The 18,375-nt window shown below is 37.7% G+C and carries 17 protein-coding genes and 3 pseudogenes; 8 read left to right on the top strand and 12 right to left on the bottom strand.

Translation table 11 applies throughout. The features are described 5' to 3' along the window. The 4 genes and pseudogenes from ACFINW_RS06510 to ACFINW_RS06495 form a co-directional block, all read left to right on the top strand. Positions 1-285, top strand: a 285-nt coding sequence (locus ACFINW_RS06510) for a hypothetical protein (RefSeq protein ID WP_375640936.1), incomplete at its 5' end; no start/stop codon positions are given. A gap of 71 nt (positions 286-356) precedes the next feature. Next, positions 357-803: pseudogene (locus ACFINW_RS06505) on the top strand (DUF488 family protein). Between the two features lie 103 nt (positions 804-906). Next, complete coding sequence (locus ACFINW_RS06500) at positions 907-1,074, top strand: hypothetical protein (protein ID WP_375621083.1); 168 nt, start codon at positions 907-909, stop codon at positions 1,072-1,074. A 135-nt stretch (positions 1,075-1,209) separates the two neighbouring features. After that, a pseudogene (locus tag ACFINW_RS06495) lies at positions 1,210-2,112 on the top strand (tyrosine-type recombinase/integrase); the annotation flags it as partial. Positions 2,113-2,168: 56 nt separating this feature from the next. Here the strand turns inward: ACFINW_RS06495 and ACFINW_RS06490 are convergent. The 6 genes and pseudogenes from ACFINW_RS06490 to ACFINW_RS06465 all read right to left on the bottom strand — a co-directional run bounded on the left by ACFINW_RS06490 (position 2,169) and on the right by ACFINW_RS06465 (position 6,780). Continuing rightward, positions 2,169-2,468: a HigA family addiction module antitoxin gene (locus ACFINW_RS06490; protein ID WP_375621084.1), complete on the bottom strand. Its 300-nt coding sequence runs from the start codon at positions 2,466-2,468 to the stop codon at positions 2,169-2,171. A gap of 17 nt (positions 2,469-2,485) precedes the next feature. Then, positions 2,486-2,766 (bottom strand): annotated as a pseudogene (locus ACFINW_RS06485) (type II toxin-antitoxin system RelE/ParE family toxin). A 205-nt stretch (positions 2,767-2,971) separates the two neighbouring features. Beyond that, complete coding sequence (locus ACFINW_RS06480; RefSeq protein ID WP_375621085.1) at positions 2,972-3,607, bottom strand: ribonuclease HII; 636 nt, start codon at positions 3,605-3,607, stop codon at positions 2,972-2,974. Between the two features lie 198 nt (positions 3,608-3,805). Further along, positions 3,806-4,714: a 4-(cytidine 5'-diphospho)-2-C-methyl-D-erythritol kinase gene (locus tag ACFINW_RS06475; RefSeq protein ID WP_375621086.1), complete on the bottom strand. Its 909-nt coding sequence runs from the start codon at positions 4,712-4,714 to the stop codon at positions 3,806-3,808. Between the two features lie 237 nt (positions 4,715-4,951). Continuing rightward, positions 4,952-5,800: a S49 family peptidase gene (locus tag ACFINW_RS06470; protein WP_375612095.1), complete on the bottom strand. Its 849-nt coding sequence runs from the start codon at positions 5,798-5,800 to the stop codon at positions 4,952-4,954. A 191-nt stretch (positions 5,801-5,991) separates the two neighbouring features. Next, a complete protein-coding gene (locus ACFINW_RS06465) occupies positions 5,992-6,780 on the bottom strand; it encodes a tRNA1(Val) (adenine(37)-N6)-methyltransferase (RefSeq protein WP_375621087.1) in 789 nt (262 codons plus the stop codon). 179 nt (positions 6,781-6,959) lie between these two features. Between ACFINW_RS06465 and ACFINW_RS06460 the strand changes: the two genes are divergently transcribed. The 4 genes from ACFINW_RS06460 (at position 6,960) to glyS (ending at position 13,081) form a co-directional block, all read left to right on the top strand. Further along, positions 6,960-8,036, top strand: a complete 1,077-nt coding sequence (locus ACFINW_RS06460; RefSeq protein WP_375621088.1) for a polyprenyl synthetase family protein — start codon at positions 6,960-6,962, stop codon at positions 8,034-8,036. A 95-nt stretch (positions 8,037-8,131) separates the two neighbouring features. Next, positions 8,132-9,826, top strand: a complete 1,695-nt coding sequence (locus ACFINW_RS06455; RefSeq protein ID WP_375621089.1) for a tetratricopeptide repeat protein — start codon at positions 8,132-8,134, stop codon at positions 9,824-9,826. A gap of 91 nt (positions 9,827-9,917) precedes the next feature. Next, the gene (locus ACFINW_RS06450) at positions 9,918-10,859 is read left to right on the top strand and encodes a glycine--tRNA ligase subunit alpha (protein ID WP_375621090.1); all 942 of its coding nucleotides are present in this window, start codon (positions 9,918-9,920) and stop codon (positions 10,857-10,859) included. Further along, positions 10,859-13,081, top strand: a complete 2,223-nt coding sequence (gene glyS / locus ACFINW_RS06445) for a glycine--tRNA ligase subunit beta (protein WP_375621091.1) — start codon at positions 10,859-10,861, stop codon at positions 13,079-13,081. The genes ACFINW_RS06450 and glyS overlap by 1 nt, the downstream gene beginning before the upstream one ends. Before the next feature lie 124 nt (positions 13,082-13,205). Here glyS and ACFINW_RS06440 read toward each other — a convergent pair whose 3' ends face one another. From ACFINW_RS06440 to der, 6 genes are all read right to left on the bottom strand, one after another. Continuing rightward, entirely contained in the window at positions 13,206-13,700 is a 495-nt protein-coding gene (locus ACFINW_RS06440; protein WP_375629554.1) for a F0F1 ATP synthase subunit B, read from the bottom strand. A gap of 11 nt (positions 13,701-13,711) precedes the next feature. Then, a complete protein-coding gene (locus tag ACFINW_RS06435; protein ID WP_375621093.1) occupies positions 13,712-14,278 on the bottom strand; it encodes a F0F1 ATP synthase subunit B in 567 nt (188 codons plus the stop codon). A 142-nt stretch (positions 14,279-14,420) separates the two neighbouring features. Continuing rightward, positions 14,421-14,651, bottom strand: a complete 231-nt coding sequence (locus ACFINW_RS06430) for a F0F1 ATP synthase subunit C (RefSeq protein WP_005773968.1) — start codon at positions 14,649-14,651, stop codon at positions 14,421-14,423. A gap of 54 nt (positions 14,652-14,705) precedes the next feature. Then, positions 14,706-15,464: a F0F1 ATP synthase subunit A gene (locus ACFINW_RS06425; protein ID WP_375606478.1), complete on the bottom strand. Its 759-nt coding sequence runs from the start codon at positions 15,462-15,464 to the stop codon at positions 14,706-14,708. A 7-nt stretch (positions 15,465-15,471) separates the two neighbouring features. After that, a complete protein-coding gene (locus ACFINW_RS06420; RefSeq protein ID WP_375640939.1) occupies positions 15,472-15,906 on the bottom strand; it encodes an AtpZ/AtpI family protein in 435 nt (144 codons plus the stop codon). A gap of 1,040 nt (positions 15,907-16,946) precedes the next feature. After that, positions 16,947-18,371, bottom strand: coding sequence for a ribosome biogenesis GTPase Der (der, locus tag ACFINW_RS06415; protein ID WP_375640940.1), 1,425 nt, complete (start codon positions 18,369-18,371; stop codon positions 16,947-16,949). Positions 18,372-18,375 lie beyond the last annotated feature (4 nt).

Here is an 18,375-nt window from a genome sequence, read left to right as displayed (position 1 = left end):
AACATTCTTGGCAATGTTTTTTATCGTGTCATTCCCAGAAAGGCTAAACCCATGGCTGCTGGCTTTAGCATGGGCACCGTTGCTGATATCACTGGTGCTAATGCTTCCAGTGGTCAGGCTGTTTTTATCTGCCGGCGCGGTGCTGGCAATGATGCCTCCGGTCAGCGTTGTTTTGTCTTTAACAATGATATTAAAGCCGCCATCACCCGCTTTGATGCCCGATTGCTCCACAACACTATGATAATCGCTAGAGGATTTATCCCTTTTGGAAAGAGGCGCTCATAGAGCTCCCACCTATTTACTAAGGAAATTAAACGTGTGTAACATCAAACATATCATCATACAGCCTGCTAAAGATGAGAGCTTTGTTTTTTACCATTGGCTATGAAAGAAAATCCTTTGAGGACTATTTCAATCAACTTATCAAAAATAATATTAAACTTTTGTATGATATTCGTAAAAATCCAATAAGCAGAAAATACGGATTTTCAAAAAGACAATTAGAGAAAGTTGTAAACAACATTGATATTGAATATATGGCATATGCCTGAACTTGGAATTGCCTCTGAAAAACGAAGAAATTTGAAAACACAAAAGATTATGATCGCCTTTTTGAAGATTATCAAAATACAACTCTCAAGGATAATTCTTGTGCAATAAACAAATTATATCAAATTTTTTTAAACAAAAAGCGCGTTGCAATCACCTGTTTTGAAGCTAATGTATGCATGTGTCATAGAGGACAACTCGCATTAGCTCTCATTCCATTGCCTGATTGGAAATATGAAATTAAGCACATCTAAAAAAATAAATTTGCATATTTTTAAAAAATGGGAGTGCCCATATGCCTCCCAGCCCCCTACCCATTCCTAATAACTTTTAAGTGATGCATGATTCACGCTACGGGTGAATTCTGCGCAAATCAAGGAAAAGAAATATGAACTGACTGATGAAACAATTGAGGTTGGTGGATACATTACACTTTACTGCATCCGTGCTTTGAGAGACTTTGGAGATGTAAAGGCAGGTGATCTTGGCGCTTTTATACAAAAAGAAGACAATCTAAGTCGATAGCAATTGCTGGATAAGTGATGATGCAAAAGTCTATGGTTATGCCAAAGTTTTTGGGGATGCACAAGTTTTCGGTGGTACATTTATTAGTGGAAAAGCTAAAATTTATGACAGTCCATTGATTTCCATCAGAGCAAATATACGCTGGCTATTAAACAAGCGCAAAATGGCATCTCCAAGAAAATAAACAGACTTACAAAAGGCTCTTTCGATTGGTTATTGCATCAGTATTTACAAAGCATGCAATGGCATAATCAATTAGAAACTACTAAAAAATTAAGTATAGAATTCTGAACAATGTTTCTAAAAATATTGCTGATCGTGCACATAAAAGCATAGAAAAACACCACATCCTTGACGCCGTAGACAGAAGGCGAGCTACTCTCGCAGCGGCAAAATATTTTTTGACCTCTTTAAACAATCTCTTTAATTGGACGGTTGATAATGCCCTTTTAAATAGAAATCCTGCCTTTAATATAAAAGCACCAAAATCTTTAAACAGTGGGGGATTGCTGCCATAGCTAGAAGAGGACATAGACAAATATTATCACCATTGGTCACACGGTACACATGAACGCGTCTGGATTGATGTTCTTCTTTCACAGGCTTGCGTGCGCGCGCCGTGATGACACCGTTCGTATCAGCTGGAAAGACGTCAAAGATAATATCATTTATCTCAAAACAGAAAAGAGCCAATTTAAAACAGATGTTTTTCTTCCTATTTTACCAGAACTAGAGGAAACCCTTAAAATTGGTCCTATAGGTAATGAAACATTCATTTGTGGTAAAGGTGGAAATAAGCTTGTCAAAGAAAGTTTTGGCAACCTCTTTCGTGAAGCATGTAATGCGGCGGGTATTAAAAAATCAGCGCACGGATTGCGAAAATTAGCAGCAACACGTGCAGCCAATGCTGGTGCGACAGTTTCGCAAATGAAAGCGCTTTTTGGCTGGACCGAAGATAAAATGGCATCCCTTTGTACCAAAACAGCCGATAGAAAACGACTTGCAATAGAAGCAATCAAAAAGCTACAAAAAAGCTAGAGCAACGGGCGGAAGCTAAAAAACAAACCAAAGCACCATCAAAATTATTAACGAAGTCAAAGCGGCGTTTGAGGTGTATCAGAAACAAGAAGAGAAATAGGTGGTTGTGCCTGTTGCTTTGTTTGCCATAAATTATAGTTTGTTTGCATATCCAACCAAAATTTTGCTTTACTAAAACCAGCTAATTCTAATTTCACTGCAAGTTCGGTACTTATAGAAGCATGTCCGTTAATCACTCTTGATAAAGAAGCTCTTGTCATATGGAGATGATCAGCTAATTTTTGTATTGTTATCCCCATTTCTTCTAAGAAAGCTACTTTCAGAACTTCACCGGGATGTGCGGGGTTATGCGTCATTTTTTTCATTCCTCTCATCAATGGTAATCTTGATAATCAACAAGCTCCACATCTGTTCCTATAAAGCGAAAAGTAACACGCCAATTTCCATTCATCCATATATAATAGTACCCTGTAAGAGCACCTTTAAGAGGGTGGATTTTAAAGGCAGGCGCTCTCAACATTTCAGGCGTAGTAGCACTTGTTAAAGCCGTTAAGATAACGCGTAATTTTTTAAGTGATCTGATCAAATAGCCTTTGTGGAACCTGTTGTATAAAATAATTTTAAGCCCTTATATTTAAAACTAACAATTGCCATTACCGCCCCTTATCGTATATCGTTGCTATACGGTTAATAACAATAAGAGTCAAGCCCATGTTAGAAATATCTAATTCTATATCTGGAAAAAATGGATGGGAATAAGTGATAAAAAAGCTTCAAAAAGGTTAGGGATAGACACCCAAAAAAACATAACAGAATCAATGATTATAAAATCCCTTACTCTTGTAATAAATTATTGATTTTAATTGCCTTTTTTACACTCTTTTAGTGGTGCAAAACTATAACGATGTAATCCTATAACTGGTCCATATTTATCAAGAGCTGTACGATGCGCTAGCGTTGCATAACCTACATGCTTCTCTAAACCATACCCTTTATAAACTTGTCCTGCACATTCCATCATCCGGTCACGCGTTACTTTCGCAATAATGGATGCGGCTGCAATTGAAACCGAACGCTGATCGCCCTTAATCAACGCCATTGCAGGACAGGACAACTCAGAAGGAATATCACGCCCATCAACAAGGACATAGTGGACTGGAATGACTAATCCTATAATACAGCGACGCATTGCTTCTAAAGTTGCTTTTCTAATATTGGATTGATCAATTGTACGAGCACAAAGACTGGCGACTGAAACCGCTAATGCACTTTGCAAAATTTCATGATAAAGTCTATTTCGTTGGAGAAAAGAAAGTTTTTTTGAATCATTTAACCCATTAGGAATACGATCTTTATCCAAGATAACCGCTGCTGTTACCACAGGTCCAGCGAGAGGCCCCCGTCCTACTTCATCAACACCTGCTATATGACAAAAACCCTGTTTTTGCAAATCCAATTCGCACGAAAAATTTGGTTGAAGCGGCAAATTAAACATCTTTGATACATCACAAATACAACAAACATACATCTATTTCTGTAGCCTGATCATTTTTTGCAAGCATTACAGTTTTAAATGGCTCTTCAAACATTCCACGAATTCTTGCACAAAAAATAAAAAACACATTTCTTTGGTTACCCTCTTTCATTATGTATAATAAAATCATGATGAAATAAAAGCTTTTATATTTATTTATCAAATATTTCCTAAAGTCATGATAGGTTTTACAAACCAATTTGGGTGCATTGATTTGATAAAAAGAGCTGCTTGTTGCGCCGTTTGTTTATTTTTAAAAATGCCAAAGCAAGTTGCTCCCGTTCCAGACATACGGGAAAAAAGAGCCCCACATTCATCTAATATAGATAACACTTCAGCTAACTGAGGTGCTATTTTTAATGCAGGAGAAAAAAGATCATTACGCGTTTCTTGTAAAGCTTCAACCAATGAATCAACATTTTTTAAAGCCTCTGTATTAATTTTTAAAGAAGGATTATGACGCTTCTCTAACGCTTTAAAAACAGCTTGTGTTGAAATCTCTTGTCCATGATTAACCAATACCATTGCTAATGAACAAGCTTCTTTTAGTCGTATCATCTCTTGACCAATTCCTTTAACCAAAAGCGGCTGCTGATATTCTAATGCACAAAGGCACATGGGAACATCAGCACCAAGAACTAAGCTCTTTTTTGCTAATTCTTCGTAAGGACAATCAAGATTCCACTGTTGACGCAACATGCTGATAACCCCAGCTGCATCACCTGAGCCGCCACCAATGCCTGAAGCAACAGGTAATGTTTTTACAAGCCGAAAAAAAGCAGGTTGAGCACATTCCGGAAAAGTCTTATGCATAAAGTCCCGTGCGCGAATAACCAAATTGTCTAAATGGGAAACAAGTCCTTTTGCAAACCACCCCGTCAAAACAAACTGATTATTTTCACAAGGTGCATAGTGTAGACAATCACCACTAAGACTAAAATAAACCAAACTTTCTATTAAATGATACCCATCAGCACGTTGCCCCACAACATGTAAAGCTAAATTCAATTTAATAGGTGTAAATAAATAGGAATGTCTTTGGAACGAAGTTTGTACATTTGATATCATATGACCTAATATTCACTTACATAGGGTTCTTTTAAAAATTCCCCCCTTTTACCCATACTTTTAGCACGAGCCCTATAAACAGCTTGGAATATTCTTAATCGTTTTCTAAAAAAACAATAAATATAAAGAGTTCTCATACAAAATAAATGACATGTTCTCATTCGTATCATTGCAAGCCTTTTTCCTTCTAGCATCTGTTTTTAGATAAAATCTCTCTGGCTTGAATGATCCTTTCCATCACAAACCATAACGCTGCCAAAGAGCTCGCTCTTCTGCTGCCATCAATGCACTATCAACGACTGTATAAACCGTATGTGCCGTCACTCCTGAAGGCGTTTTAGGTCCTAAAAAACTTTTTGGAGGCATAATAAGTCGAAGTTTTGCATCATTACCAAAGCGCTCCTTAATAACAGAACGTACATCATTCAATCCATCAACCAGACCAAGCCCAACGCTTTGTTTTCCACTCCAAAACATTCCTGTAAAGAGATTCGAATCATCTGATAATTTTTCAGCACGCCGTTCTTTAACCAAATCGATAAAAGTTTGATGCACTTCAAGTTGGAGAGATTTCAAATGCTCAATATCCGCCTTTTTTTCTGGCTGAAATGGATCTAATGTAACTTTGTTCTTTCCTGCTGTGTAGACACGCCGTTCGATACCAATTTTCTTCAAAAGTTCCGGAAAACCAAAGGAAGCTGAAACCACTCCAATGGAACCAACAATTGAAGAAGGATCTGCAAAAATTTCATCCCCTGCACAAGCAATCATATAACCACCAGATGCTGCAATATCTTCAATAAACACAAGAACCTTTTTATTTTTTTCTTCTGCCAAGTCACGAATGCGCTTGAAGATAAAACGCGATTGTACAGGTGAACCACCAGGAGAATTAATAATAAGTGCAACAACCGGTGACTTTTTGTGTGCGAAAGCCTTCTCTAAAAGATTTGCACACCTACTGAGGGAAAGGGTACGAGATATAGATGCTGATGAATCCATAATTGCTCCTTGAAGGCGCACCACAGGAATTTCAAGTTTATCGGAAGAAAAACGGCGTGGAATAAAACTTTTAATAAAATCCATCAAAACAAAATCTCCTTATAAATTAAGAACAATTAAATAGGCAAGGACAACAAAAAGGAAGAACGCGATAACATCCAAAAGCGCCAATCAATCCCCACATTACAAGCAGAAATATAATTTCACCCAAAGTCAAACCTCCCTAACAACAAAGTGTAGACTTTAAATAATAAACTAAAAAACACAAGATACTATTAGAAAAGTTCCCACAAGCTTATATATCCATTATTAATTGCATCAACTCGGGGTGAAAAAGTATGGTCATTACCTTCATGTATAACCAATGCCGGTAAAATAGATAAAGCTGCTCGGCTTCCTCGTTTTGCGTAAAATAAAAGACGAATTGCTGCTGTTTTCGCACGAGCATGCACAGGAATTATACAAATACCACCAAAACGCCCTTCTAAAGCACGCAAGATATCTGACAGCGATTGTGGACGCGCAATGAGCCCTAAGTATCCACCTGGCTTAACAATAGCTGCTGCACTCCGCAACCAGTTATCAAACATTGCTTCAGACATAACATGTGCTTCAGATTTTTGTTTATCAGGTGTCTTACGATCGGTGGGATTATTAAAAGGTGGATTCATAATCGCAAAATCAAAGCTATTATCTATCAAACCTGCTTTTATACGGGCATTCCCTTTGAAGGTAACATCTGCTTCTAGCAAACAAATTCGGCTAGCAAATTGTTTATTTTGTTTTAGCATAAGCGTTTTTTGAGCGTAAGATACCATAAAAGCTGAACGTTCAACTAAGGTAACATGAACTTTCAGACAACGCGAAGCAACAGCCAAACCCGCAGCTCCAGCACCTGCACCTAAATCAACAACCTTGCCCTTTAAATCACTTGGAACCAAACTAGCTAATAACATCGCATCCATTCCAGAACGATGACCATATTTATGGGGTTGAACCAAATAAAATTTCCCGCGGTGAAAACTGTCAATTGTTTCACCACTCTGATTCGCTGCTTTATCCATTTAAAAGCCTAATGCTCACCTTTATAAACTGCATTTTTGCCATTCAGCTGCTATTTTAAATTTTTTATTATTTCATAACAATAAGATTACACTCGCTAAAGAACATTTCTTGCCAATAACATTCCAAGCTAACACTTTTAAACGACATCAAAAGCTTGAGTCAAAACCAAACCCCCTTTATGCTAATGAATAAAGTAAATTTTATATATGTCCATTGCAATACTCTAGGAGTAAACACATTGAGTGCAGCTATCAAACCAAAACAAATAAGAAATAATCAAATTTCTCTTCAATCTCTTGTCAATCTTACTCAAAAAGATATGGATTGCGTAAATCAATTTATTCTCTCTATGGCAAAATCAGAGGTTGAGATGATTCCTGAAATTTCTAACCATCTTATTTCATCAGGTGGAAAGCGATTACGCCCAATGATTACGCTCGCTTCTGCTCATATGTTCGGTTATCAAAGTGACGGGCATATAAAACTCGCAACAGCTGTTGAATTTATGCATACAGCAACATTACTACACGATGATGTGATTGATGAAAGTAATTTACGACGTGGAAAATCTACAGCACGGATGATTTGGGGGAATCAAGCAAGTGTACTTGTTGGTGATTTCCTATTGGGCCAGGCCTTTAAAATGATGGTCGATGTCGGTTCCATAGAAGCGCTCTCTGTCCTAGCCAACGCTGCTGCAATTATTGCTGAAGGAGAAGTTATGCAACTTTCTGCCGCAAAAAATATAAAAACCAGCCCTTCAGAATATCTCAAAATCATCAATGCAAAAACAGCAGCACTTTTTTCAGCAGCCGCTGAAGTAGGACCCATTATTGCTGGCTATGGAAATAAAGAGCGTTCTTCATTACGTGAATATGGAACATCCTTAGGTTTAGCTTTCCAATTAATTGATGATGCACTTGACTATAGCGGTAGTGCTCAAAATTTAGGAAAAAATATAGGGGATGATTTTAGAGAAGGAAAAATCACAATGCCTGTTATTCTCGCATATGAGCGTGGGAATATGGTAGAAAAAGATTTCTGGAAAAAAGCGCTTGAAGATGGCAATAATAATGATGAATCCTTCGCACACGCGCAACACTTAATGGAAAAGTATGATAGTATCACAGATACAATAGAACAAGCACGCATCTATGGAAAATATGCAATTGATGCTCTTGTTCCCATGAATGAAAATCTTGCTTATAATGCTCTCGTTGAGACTGTTGAATTTTGTATTGCGCGCGTAAACTGAATTCTTTGCAAGAATCGCAGTATTTCTCAACACAGTAATGAGATATGATCTATAAACAACACCATCAATTGATTATCTTGAAAAGGATTAGCTCCATGTGCTCTGCAACGGTATCTCGACTTTTTGCCCTCTTTATCGTGGGTATCATGCTGATGCCATCCCTCACCTACAGTAAAATAAGTGCAGCAACTCATACAAGCTCATTTACAGGTGCTTATTTAGCTGGAAGGGTTGCAAATCATGAAAATAAAACAGAACTTGCTATCAATTATTTTAAACAAGCACTGGTTTATCAACCTGATAACATTGAAACACAAAAAGAGCTCCTTGAAGCTATGCTCTCGGTCGGAAACTTTAAAGAAGCTGTCCAACAAGCCCAAAAACTCAAAGAGAACGATGTTATAACTCCCTTTGTTTCCTTAACTTTGTCAGTAGAAAGTCTCATCAAAAAAGATTATAAGACTGCCAAGGCTCTTCTGAAATTAAAGGAACTTCCTACGTCCAATAATCCAATACCTGAACTCATCGGCGCTTGGATTACATTTGGATCTGGACAAAAATCTCAGGCAATCGATGATCTTAAGAAACTCAAAGGTCCTGTCTGGTATGATCTTTTTATATCTTATCATCTAGCACTTATGAGCGACCTTGCAGAACGGCCAAAGGATGCAAAAAAATATTTCATTAAAGCACTGAGTAACAAACAGGGAACTCTTATCGCTCCTAATACTTATGAGCGTATTATCATAGCCTATGCCTCATTCCAATTGCGCCATAATATGCGCAACCAAGCTCTTCAAACAATCCAGCATGGCGAACAAATGTTGTCAGGTCGAGAAGTCCTTAAAAACTTTCAAGAAAAAATTGAAAAAAATTCTTTCTTAGAGAGAGTTATTAAAACACCTCAACAAGGAGCAGCCGAGGTATTATATAATTTTGGAACAGCCCTCAACTACAAAAACTCAGGGCGAATTGCACGTATTTTTAAGCAATTATCTTTCGCATTATACCCTCAAAATGACGCAACACTGTTTCAGCTCGCACACATTTCTGCTAAATTGAACGATCCACATCAAGCAATTAAACTTTATCGCGCTTTATCCCCTAAATCTCCTTATTATAAAGATGGACAACTTCATCTTGCATTCCTTCTTGCCAATAACAACAATTACAAAGAAGCAATAAAATTACTCACATTGTTAAATAAAAAATTTCCCAATGATCGTAATATTTTGATAACGCTCGTTGCTTTTTATATGCAGGATAATAAATTTCTTGAGGCCATTAAAACTCTAGACTACGCTATTACAAAGATAAAAAACTTTCAGCAGGACGATTGGAAACTCTTTTATCAGCGTGGTATTGCTTTTGAACGTTTAAAGCAATGGCCAAAAGCAGAACTTGACTTGCGAAAATCACTTGAATTTTTCCCAAATCAACCGCAGGTTCTTAATTATTTAGCCTATTCCCTTGTGGAACGTGGTGAGAAGCTTGAAGAATCGCTCCGTATGCTACAAAAAGCCTCTGCTTTACAAGCTCACAACAGTCATATTCTCGATTCTTTAGGGTGGGCTTATTATAAACTAAAAGAATATAATAAAGCAGTGCAAATATTAGAAAATGCTGTCAGATTACAACCTGAGGACCCAACACTAAATGATCATTTAGGGGATGCCTATTGGAAAGTTGGGCGTAAACGTGAAGCAATCTTTCAATGGAACCACGCAATTGACGGAAAACCAGAAAACTCTGAACAAATTCAAGAAAAGTTGAAATTTGGTTTGCAATAAACGATGCTTAACCATAAACCACATGAAATAATAAATAGAGAAACTAAAATTACTTTGTTTTTTGTTTAGTTCAATATAAAGAGTATAAAGCGTGAAACTGCCTGAACATCTTAACCCCAAACGTTCTTTTCAGGGACTAATCTTAACTTTGCAAAATTATTGGGCACACTATGGGTGTGCAATTTTGCAACCTTACGATATGGAAGTCGGAGCTGGGACTTTTCATCCAGCAACAACATTACGCTCTCTAGGACCACGCCCTTGGAAAGTTGCTTATGTCCAACCCTCTCGACGTCCAACAGATGGCCGATATGGTAAGAATCCAAATCGTTTACAACACTATTATCAATTCCAAGTGCTTCTCAAACCCTCTCCGCTCAATCTACAAGAACTTTATATAAAGTCGCTACAAGCTATCGGGCTTGATACAAAACTGCATGATATTCGCTTTGTTGAAGATGATTGGGAAAGTCCCACTCTTGGTGCTTGGGGGCTTGGATGGGAATGTTGGTGCGATGGAATGGAAGTCTCTCAATTTACTTATTTTCAACAAGTGTGCGGCATTGAATGCACTCCTGTTTCAGGGGAACTCACATACGGTCTTGAGCGTCTAGCGATGTATATCCAAGGGGTTGATAACGTCTATGACCTTAACTTTAATGGTTTGGAGGGAGAAAACAAAATAAGTTATAGAGATATTTTTTTACAAGCAGAACAGGAATACTCATATTATAACTTCGAATTTGCTGATACAAAACTGCTCCATCAGCACTTTATCGATGCAGAACGCGAATGCAGCGCACTTCTTGATGCTGGAAAACCAAATAAAGAAAATGTATTCCATCGCTGTGTTTTTCCTGCCTATGATCAATGTATTAAAGCGAGCCATATCTTTAATCTTTTGCAAGCACGTGGCGTTATTTCTGTAACCGAACGACAAAATTACATTCTTCGCGTTCGTAATCTTGCGCGCCGTTGTGGGGAAGCCTTCTTACTCACAGAAGCTGGACAAATATATACTGGAGAAGCCTAATGTCTGATCTTCTTCTTGAACTTTTCAGTGAAGAAATCCCCGCACGTATGCAACGAAAAGCTGCTGCTGATCTTAAGAAATCTGTTACAGATCAACTTGTGAATGCTGGATTGATCTATGAAGCTGCTCGTGAATATTGGACACCTCGTCGGCTAACATTGGACATACGCGGACTTTCCACACGCTCCAAAGATGTCCATGAAGAACGCAAAGGTCCCAGTATAAAATCACCACAGCATGTAATTGATGGTTTTCTACGTGCAACAGGATTAAATGATGTTTCTGAAGCGCATATTGGACATGATGATAAAAAAGGTCATTTTTATATTGCTAAAATTGTTAAAAAAGGTCGAGCTGCAGAAGAAATTATTGCCGATATTTTACCGGATATTATCCGCAACTTTCCATGGCCGAAATCTATGCGTTGGGGAAAAGATTCAGCACAAAGTGGTACTTTGAAGTGGATTAGACCTTTACAAAACATTCTTTGCATCTTCGGACCAGAAATTGGTGAAACACATGTTATTCCGTTTACAATTGGTTCTCTTAAAAGCAATAATTTAACTTATGGTCATCGTTTCTTAAGTGATGGAGAGCCATTTCAAGTGCGCCGCTTTGATGACTATGTTACTCAACTTGAAACCCATAAAGTCATTCTGGATGCCGAAAGACGAAAGAATATTATTTTAGCTGATGCCCAAAATCTCTGCTTTGCAAACGGTTTAGAATTGGTTCAAGATAATCCCCTCCTAGAAGAAGTTGCTGGTCTTGTTGAATGGCCTGTTATCCTGATGGGTGATTTTGACAAATCATTCCTTGATATTCCTCCAGAAATTATTCGTTTGACCATTAGAGCCAATCAAAAATGTTTTGTCACCCGTAAACAAGGAGAAAAAGTAAAACTTTCTCATCATTTTATTCTCGTTTCTAATATTCTTGCAAATGATGAAGGCAAAGAAATTTCGAAAGGAAATAGTAAGGTTGTCCGTGCCCGTCTTTCTGATGCACTTCATTTTTGGCAAACCGATCAGCGTGATTTGCCTGATCTTCAACAATTGGAATCTTCTATAAAAAAATTTCAACTTGATATAAAAAAACCTCTCGATCAAAGAATGGCGCGACTTGATCATTTGAATGTAACTTTTCATGCTAAATTAGGTACACAAGGAGCAAGGGTAGAACGCATTGCTGCACTCGCACAAGAAATTGCCCCTTTGATACAAACAGATCCTCTTTTAGCAAAACGTGCAGCCATCCTTGCAAAAGCTGATTTGCAAACAGAAATTGTCGGAGAATTTCCTGAACTACAAGGTGTTATGGGGCAAAAATACGCCCTTCTTCAAGGGGAAGATCCTCGCGTAGCTGTAGCAATCGAAGACCATTATAGACCTCAAGGACCAACAGATCGTCTTCCACAAGAACCACTTGCTATAACCGTTATGCTCTCCGACAAAATTGACATGCTCGTTGGCTTTTGGCTCATTAATGAAAAACCAACGGGCTCAAAAGATCCCTATGCGTTAAGACGAGCAGCATTGGGAATTATTAGGCTTGTACTTTCGCGAGATTGGAAAATCAATCTTATGCCGCTGTTCCAGTTAGCAACGAATCTTTTCTTACAACAAAAAAATAAATATGAAATCTCTCAAAGAGAAAATTCACAATTGCAGAATCTGATTCCAGAAAAAACAGAATATATTTTATCAGATCTGTTATTCTTTTTTCATGACCGTCTGAAAATCTATCTAAAAGAGGAAGGCGCTCGTTACGATGCCCTTGAAGCCGTTTTAAATAAAGATTCTGATGATTTTTTATTGGTTGCACGTCGTGTCGAATCCCTTATCGCTTTTATCAACACCCATGATGGAATGAACTTTGTAGCCTCTGTAAAACGTACTGCCAATATTCTTGAAAATGAATTTCAAAAAAGCACAACAATAGCGAATGTAATTAATCCTGAGCTCTTTGTCGAGAAAGAAGAAAAGCAGCTCTATCATGCAATCTGTGAAGTAGAAAGAAAGGTTCTTGCTCCCATCAATGCAACAAATTTATCATTTGCACTCAGTGTGCTAGCGCCACTTGGAAAATTGATTGATATATTTTTTGAAAAAGTATTGGTGAATGATAAAAAACCTGATGTTCGTGCTAACCGTCTTGCTCTTCTCAAACGCACTCACATTGTTACACAATCGGTTGCAGACTTCTCAAAACTTGTCATTTAAAATCAAAATACCCTATTAACTGATAAAAATAATGAAGATAGTTTTTTCTTTTTTATGACTTTTATTAATTAATATTGAGAAAATTATGCAACCAAAGAGACTGTTCTTTATCTCTCAAATATCATTAATTAAGATATGTTTTCATTTTGATAAATGATTCTTTCTCAAGAGACTCTTTGATAAGTTCATCTGCCTTATTAGAATCTATTTCCCTTGCAATAAGGGTACGTGCTGTAGAAATTGCCAAATCAATCGCTGATGAAGAAACCATGCGTATTGCATCCGCTTCTGCTTGGGCAATTTTTTGTTCTGCCAATTTATTGCGGTTTTTTACATATTCTTCTGCTTTTGCACGGGCCTCAGCAATAACAGATTCAACTTCATGCTTTGCTGCTGCAATAATTTCTTGCGCATCTTTTTCTGCTTCTGCATGTTTGCGTTGATATTCAGCCAATATTTCCTGTGCCTCTTCACGAAAACGCAGAGCCTCATCCAGTTCATCTTTGATACGTTTCGCACGCGCATCAAGATGGCGTATAACCCTCTGTGGAATTTGGAAATAGACTAAAAGAGCCAAAAAAAGAACTAACCCAACAAATGCCCAAAAAGTATCAGTCATCTTTGTCTTCCTCAATAATCCGCAGTTTTAACAACTGAACGAACAGCCTCTTTGCTGATATCAACGTCAATCAATTTTTTCACAATTTCAAGAGCTACTTCTTCAGCGATAGAACCAACATTTTGCATCGCTTTATCCCGAATTTTTGTTATCTGTTTTTCAGCATCTGCGAGTTTTTTCTCTAGACTCTCTTCAATTTCTTTCCGTTTAAGCTCTGCCTTTTCTTTTAATTCTTCACTAGCTACCTGCGCTATAGCCTGCGCGTTCAAACGCGCTTCTGCTAATTTCCGCTCATAAGTTCCAACAACAATGTCTGCTTCTTGCTTCATGCGCATTGCCTGATCTAAATCAGATGCGATTCGATCTCGCCGTGTTTCAATAACACCGCCAATACGTGGTACAATTACACGGGAGATAAAAAGATAAAAAAGTCCGAAAGAAATTGCCAACCAGAAAAAATGCGAACCAAAATGCACAAAATCAAAAGGCGGAAACACACGATTTGCATGCTCTGCCACCTTTTTAATATGTTCTATCGACGTTTCAGTGTTCTGTGCATAAGCGCTTGAAACAAACATCTTTTTTCATCCTTTAAATAGCTTATTAAAGCACTCTATAACCGATGATAACTGACAAACACCTTTCTGGCATCTCTCTTGTTAAGAGCTAAAAGGGTAAATCTTTCCTCATGAAAGAACAGACATACCCTTTTGATGATGATTAAACCCCAAAAAGAAGTAATAAAGCAATGAGCAATGAAAAAATTCCCAAAGCTTCTGTTACAGCAAAACCAAAGACGAGACGTCCAAACTGACTATCTGCTGCTGATGGATTTCGTAATGCACCAGAAAGATAGCTACCAAAAATATTACCAAGTCCTAAAGCTGTTCCAGCCATACCAAAGCAAGCAAGACCAGCGCCAATATATTTTGCTGCAAGCACCATTTCCATGTTATTCTCCTTTAAAGCGAAATTGCATTATTCGACGGAAAACCGCCAGTTCTATTAATGTCCTGGATGAATTGCATCATTAAGATACATACAAGTTAAAACCGTAAAGACGTAAGCCTGAAGAAATGCGACCAAAAACTCAAGAGCAGTAATTGCTACAGTCATAATAAGCGGTAAAATCGAACCACCCACACCTACGAGTCCTACCCCAATCATTGAAACAACAAATCCAGAAAACACTTTAAGCGTAATATGACCAGCAAGCATATTCGCAAAAAGACGAAGAGAAAGACTAATTGGACGGGAGAGAAAAGAAATAACCTCAATCATTGTCACCAGAGGTAAAACCACAACAGGAACTCCACTGGGAACGAACAATTTCAAAAAACTGACCCCATGCTTATAAAAGCCATAACCAATCACCGTCAAAATTACCACCATTGCTAACGAAAACGTGATCATGATTTGAGACGTAACCGTATAAAAATAAGGAAAGAGACCAATAAAGTTAGCAACCAAAATAAAAGTAAACAGAGAAAAAACTAAAGGAAAAAACTGCATTCCCTGCACACCAGATGATTCCCGCAGAGTCGATGCTACAAATTCATATGCCATTTCCGAAAGAGACTGCATCCGCGTTGGAACCAATCCACGACTCGATGATGAAATAAAGAGAAAAATAGAAGTTACAACAACCGTGAGGACTGTAAACAATGATACATTTGTAAACGATAAATCCATATTTCCTATGGAAATCTTAATCAGCCTTAAAACCTCAAACTGATGAATAGGATCTGGAGCGTGCGCTGTCACTTCAACCTCATTTATCGGACCTCTCATTGGCCCCTTTATTTTGTTTATCTTGGCGCAATACGCCTTTTTTTCCTAATTGACTGGAGGAAACATACCCCACAGACCGAAGAATACTCAATACACCAGCAGCAAATCCAAAGAAGAGAAAAAATACCAATCCCCACGGCCATGAACCTGCTAACTTATCAAACCCCACCCCCAAAACAATACCAACTATAATACTTGCCAGAAACTCACTGGAAAGCTTAATTGCACCTGCCATCCTTCCTTGTGATTTTTCCCGCTTATTCCTATGCTCCTGCTTCTTTAATGCTTGCTTGCGCACTAAAGCTACGCTTAAGTTCCTACTACGACATTCCAAATCCTCTGAATGAAGACACTCTCCTTGCTTTTCCTCTTCAGCCTCCTTACGGCTCATAACGGGTTTCTCGCCCATCGCCATCATTGGCTCCTTAATTAAAAAGCAACATAAGAATACATTTCATAAAACCGTGTGCATCATATTGTTCCCGAATTTATTCGTCAAGATACTAAAAGAAATCTATCACAAGTTATCGTATAAATTTTATTGTAGAAATAACGTATTTTTCAATTTACATGCTTTCTTAAAAAGATATTCCAAGCACCTAAACCGATTTCACGACAGCACCCGTGAATGTATAACGAAAAGTTCACGTGAATAATATAAAACTCATAGAACAACCATTTTTACGCTTAACAAAAGGTGTAAACTAATACCATCTTATTTTCCGACTCCCAATGTTATATCAGTCCTAGTTTTGAAAGAGAACATAGAAAGCTAAAAACAGTATGAGAGCGTTAATTTTCCCCTTTCATTCGAATAAACTTGCACTTTTTAGTTTATGGAAATGATAATAATCAATGGTTTCTATATGATCCTATTCGCAAAGTATTTTACATCCGCCATTACAGACCACATCACGAAATGAGCTTGAGGGTATTAAGAGAAGGTCCTTTAAATACAAAATATTAATAAATCCAAAATTTCAAATAGATTAAGCCAATAAAACACAATAAAATTTAAACACGATTACCATACTACTTTATACAATTTTAATCCACTTTTATGAATTTCGTTCTTTACAATTGAATATCCGTAGATTCAGCAAATATTTTTGCTTTTTATTCAGACAAACTACCGTAAGCAAAAGCGCTTATTCATAAGCTTTATTTTTATGAAACGATAATCTAATGCTGTTTTCAAACAAGCATCATAATTATATTCCCCTACCCTCATATTGCATCTATTCTTGCACTTAAATAACCCATTAAGAAGATTATGTACTCTTTCTTAAATACTCCCTATCACACTCTTCTCATGCCATGCAAATAAGTGATTATCAATAAAATTAAAACTTTAGCAAATAAAATTTTAATTTTATGAAAAGAAAGATCATTGAAAAAACTTATTTTTAAGATTCTTAAGTATAGATTTCATTCACTTAAAAAATTAAAGAGTTATCATTTCTTCTTAGAACGTGTCGCAAAAGGATTATCAGAGGCTCGTAATGATATGCGAATGGGTATACCAGACATATCAAATGTTTCACGTACCCCATTGACAAGGTAACGCAAATACGACTGAGGCATACTTTTGGGGCGCGAGCAGGAAATCATAAATCCAGGAGGACGTGTCTTAACCTGTGTGATGTATTTAACCTTAAGTCGACGTCCAGAAACCGCAGGAGGTGGATGATGTGCCACAACAGTTCCAAGCCATTGGTTCAATTTAGCCGTCGAAATGCGACGATTCCATACACGGTGCATCATCATGATATTTTCCATCAGTTTATCAATCCCTTGACCATATTGTCCTGATAAAGGAACAGCTCTCAAACCACGAACTTGAGGAAGAAATCGCGCACATTTTTCATGCAAATCAATCAATGTGGTCTGACTGTTTTCAATAAGGTCCCACTTATTGAAAGCAATAACTGGAACACGCCCTTCACGAATCACAAGATCAGCAATTTGTAAATCCTGCTTTTCAAAAGGTATCGTTGCATCAAAAACAATGACCACCACTTCTGCAAAACGAATAGCACGCAAAGTATCTGCAACAGATAGTTTTTCTAATTTTTCTTGAATTCTCGACTTTCGACGTAAACCTGCAGTATCAAAAAGTTTAATATGACGACCACGCCATTCCCAATCTACAGAAATAGAATCACGCGTGAGTCCTGCTTCTGGTCCTGTTAACAATCGCTCTTGTTTCAACATACTATTGATAAGAGTGGATTTTCCTGTATTGGGACGCCCCGCAATTGCAATCCTAATGGGCTTACTTTCATCGTAAATAAGCTCCTCTTCGTCCAAATCCTTTACATCATCACCAACAGATGTAGGTTGTATCATTCTATCTTCTTCTTTGTTGTTGCCAAAAACATGCTCTGACCCAACAGCATCTATAATTGCATCACGCAGATCACTAAGTCCCAAACCATGTTCAGCCGATATTGGGCATGGCTCCCCCAAACCTAATGACCACGCCTCATACTCTCCTCCTGTTGCCGCTCTTGACTCAGACTTATTGGCAACAAGCACAATTGGCTTTCCTGATTTGCGAACCAATGAAGAAAAATTTAAATCACTTGGTGTTATTCCGCTCTTTGCATCAAATACAAATAAAATAAGATCCGCTTCATCAATTGCAACTTTTGTATGAGAACGCATACGCCCCTCAAGTGTATGATCACCTGCTTCTTCCAGCCCAGCCGTATCAATCACATCAAAACGTAGATCTTGAAGTTTTGCCGCATGAATACGCCGATCACGTGTTACACCAGGCTTATCATCAACCAAAGCCAATTTTTGCCCAACCAAACGATTAAATAGCGTTGACTTCCCAACATTGGGACGACCAACGATAGCAATGGTAAGGCTCATCGAT

The organism is Bartonella sp. AA18HLJMS, from assembly GCF_042197245.1.
Classification (GTDB): Bacteria; Pseudomonadota; Alphaproteobacteria; order Rhizobiales; family Rhizobiaceae; genus Bartonella.
The sequence above is the reverse complement of the archived record's forward strand: the minus strand, read 5'-3'. Positions and strand labels throughout refer to the sequence as shown.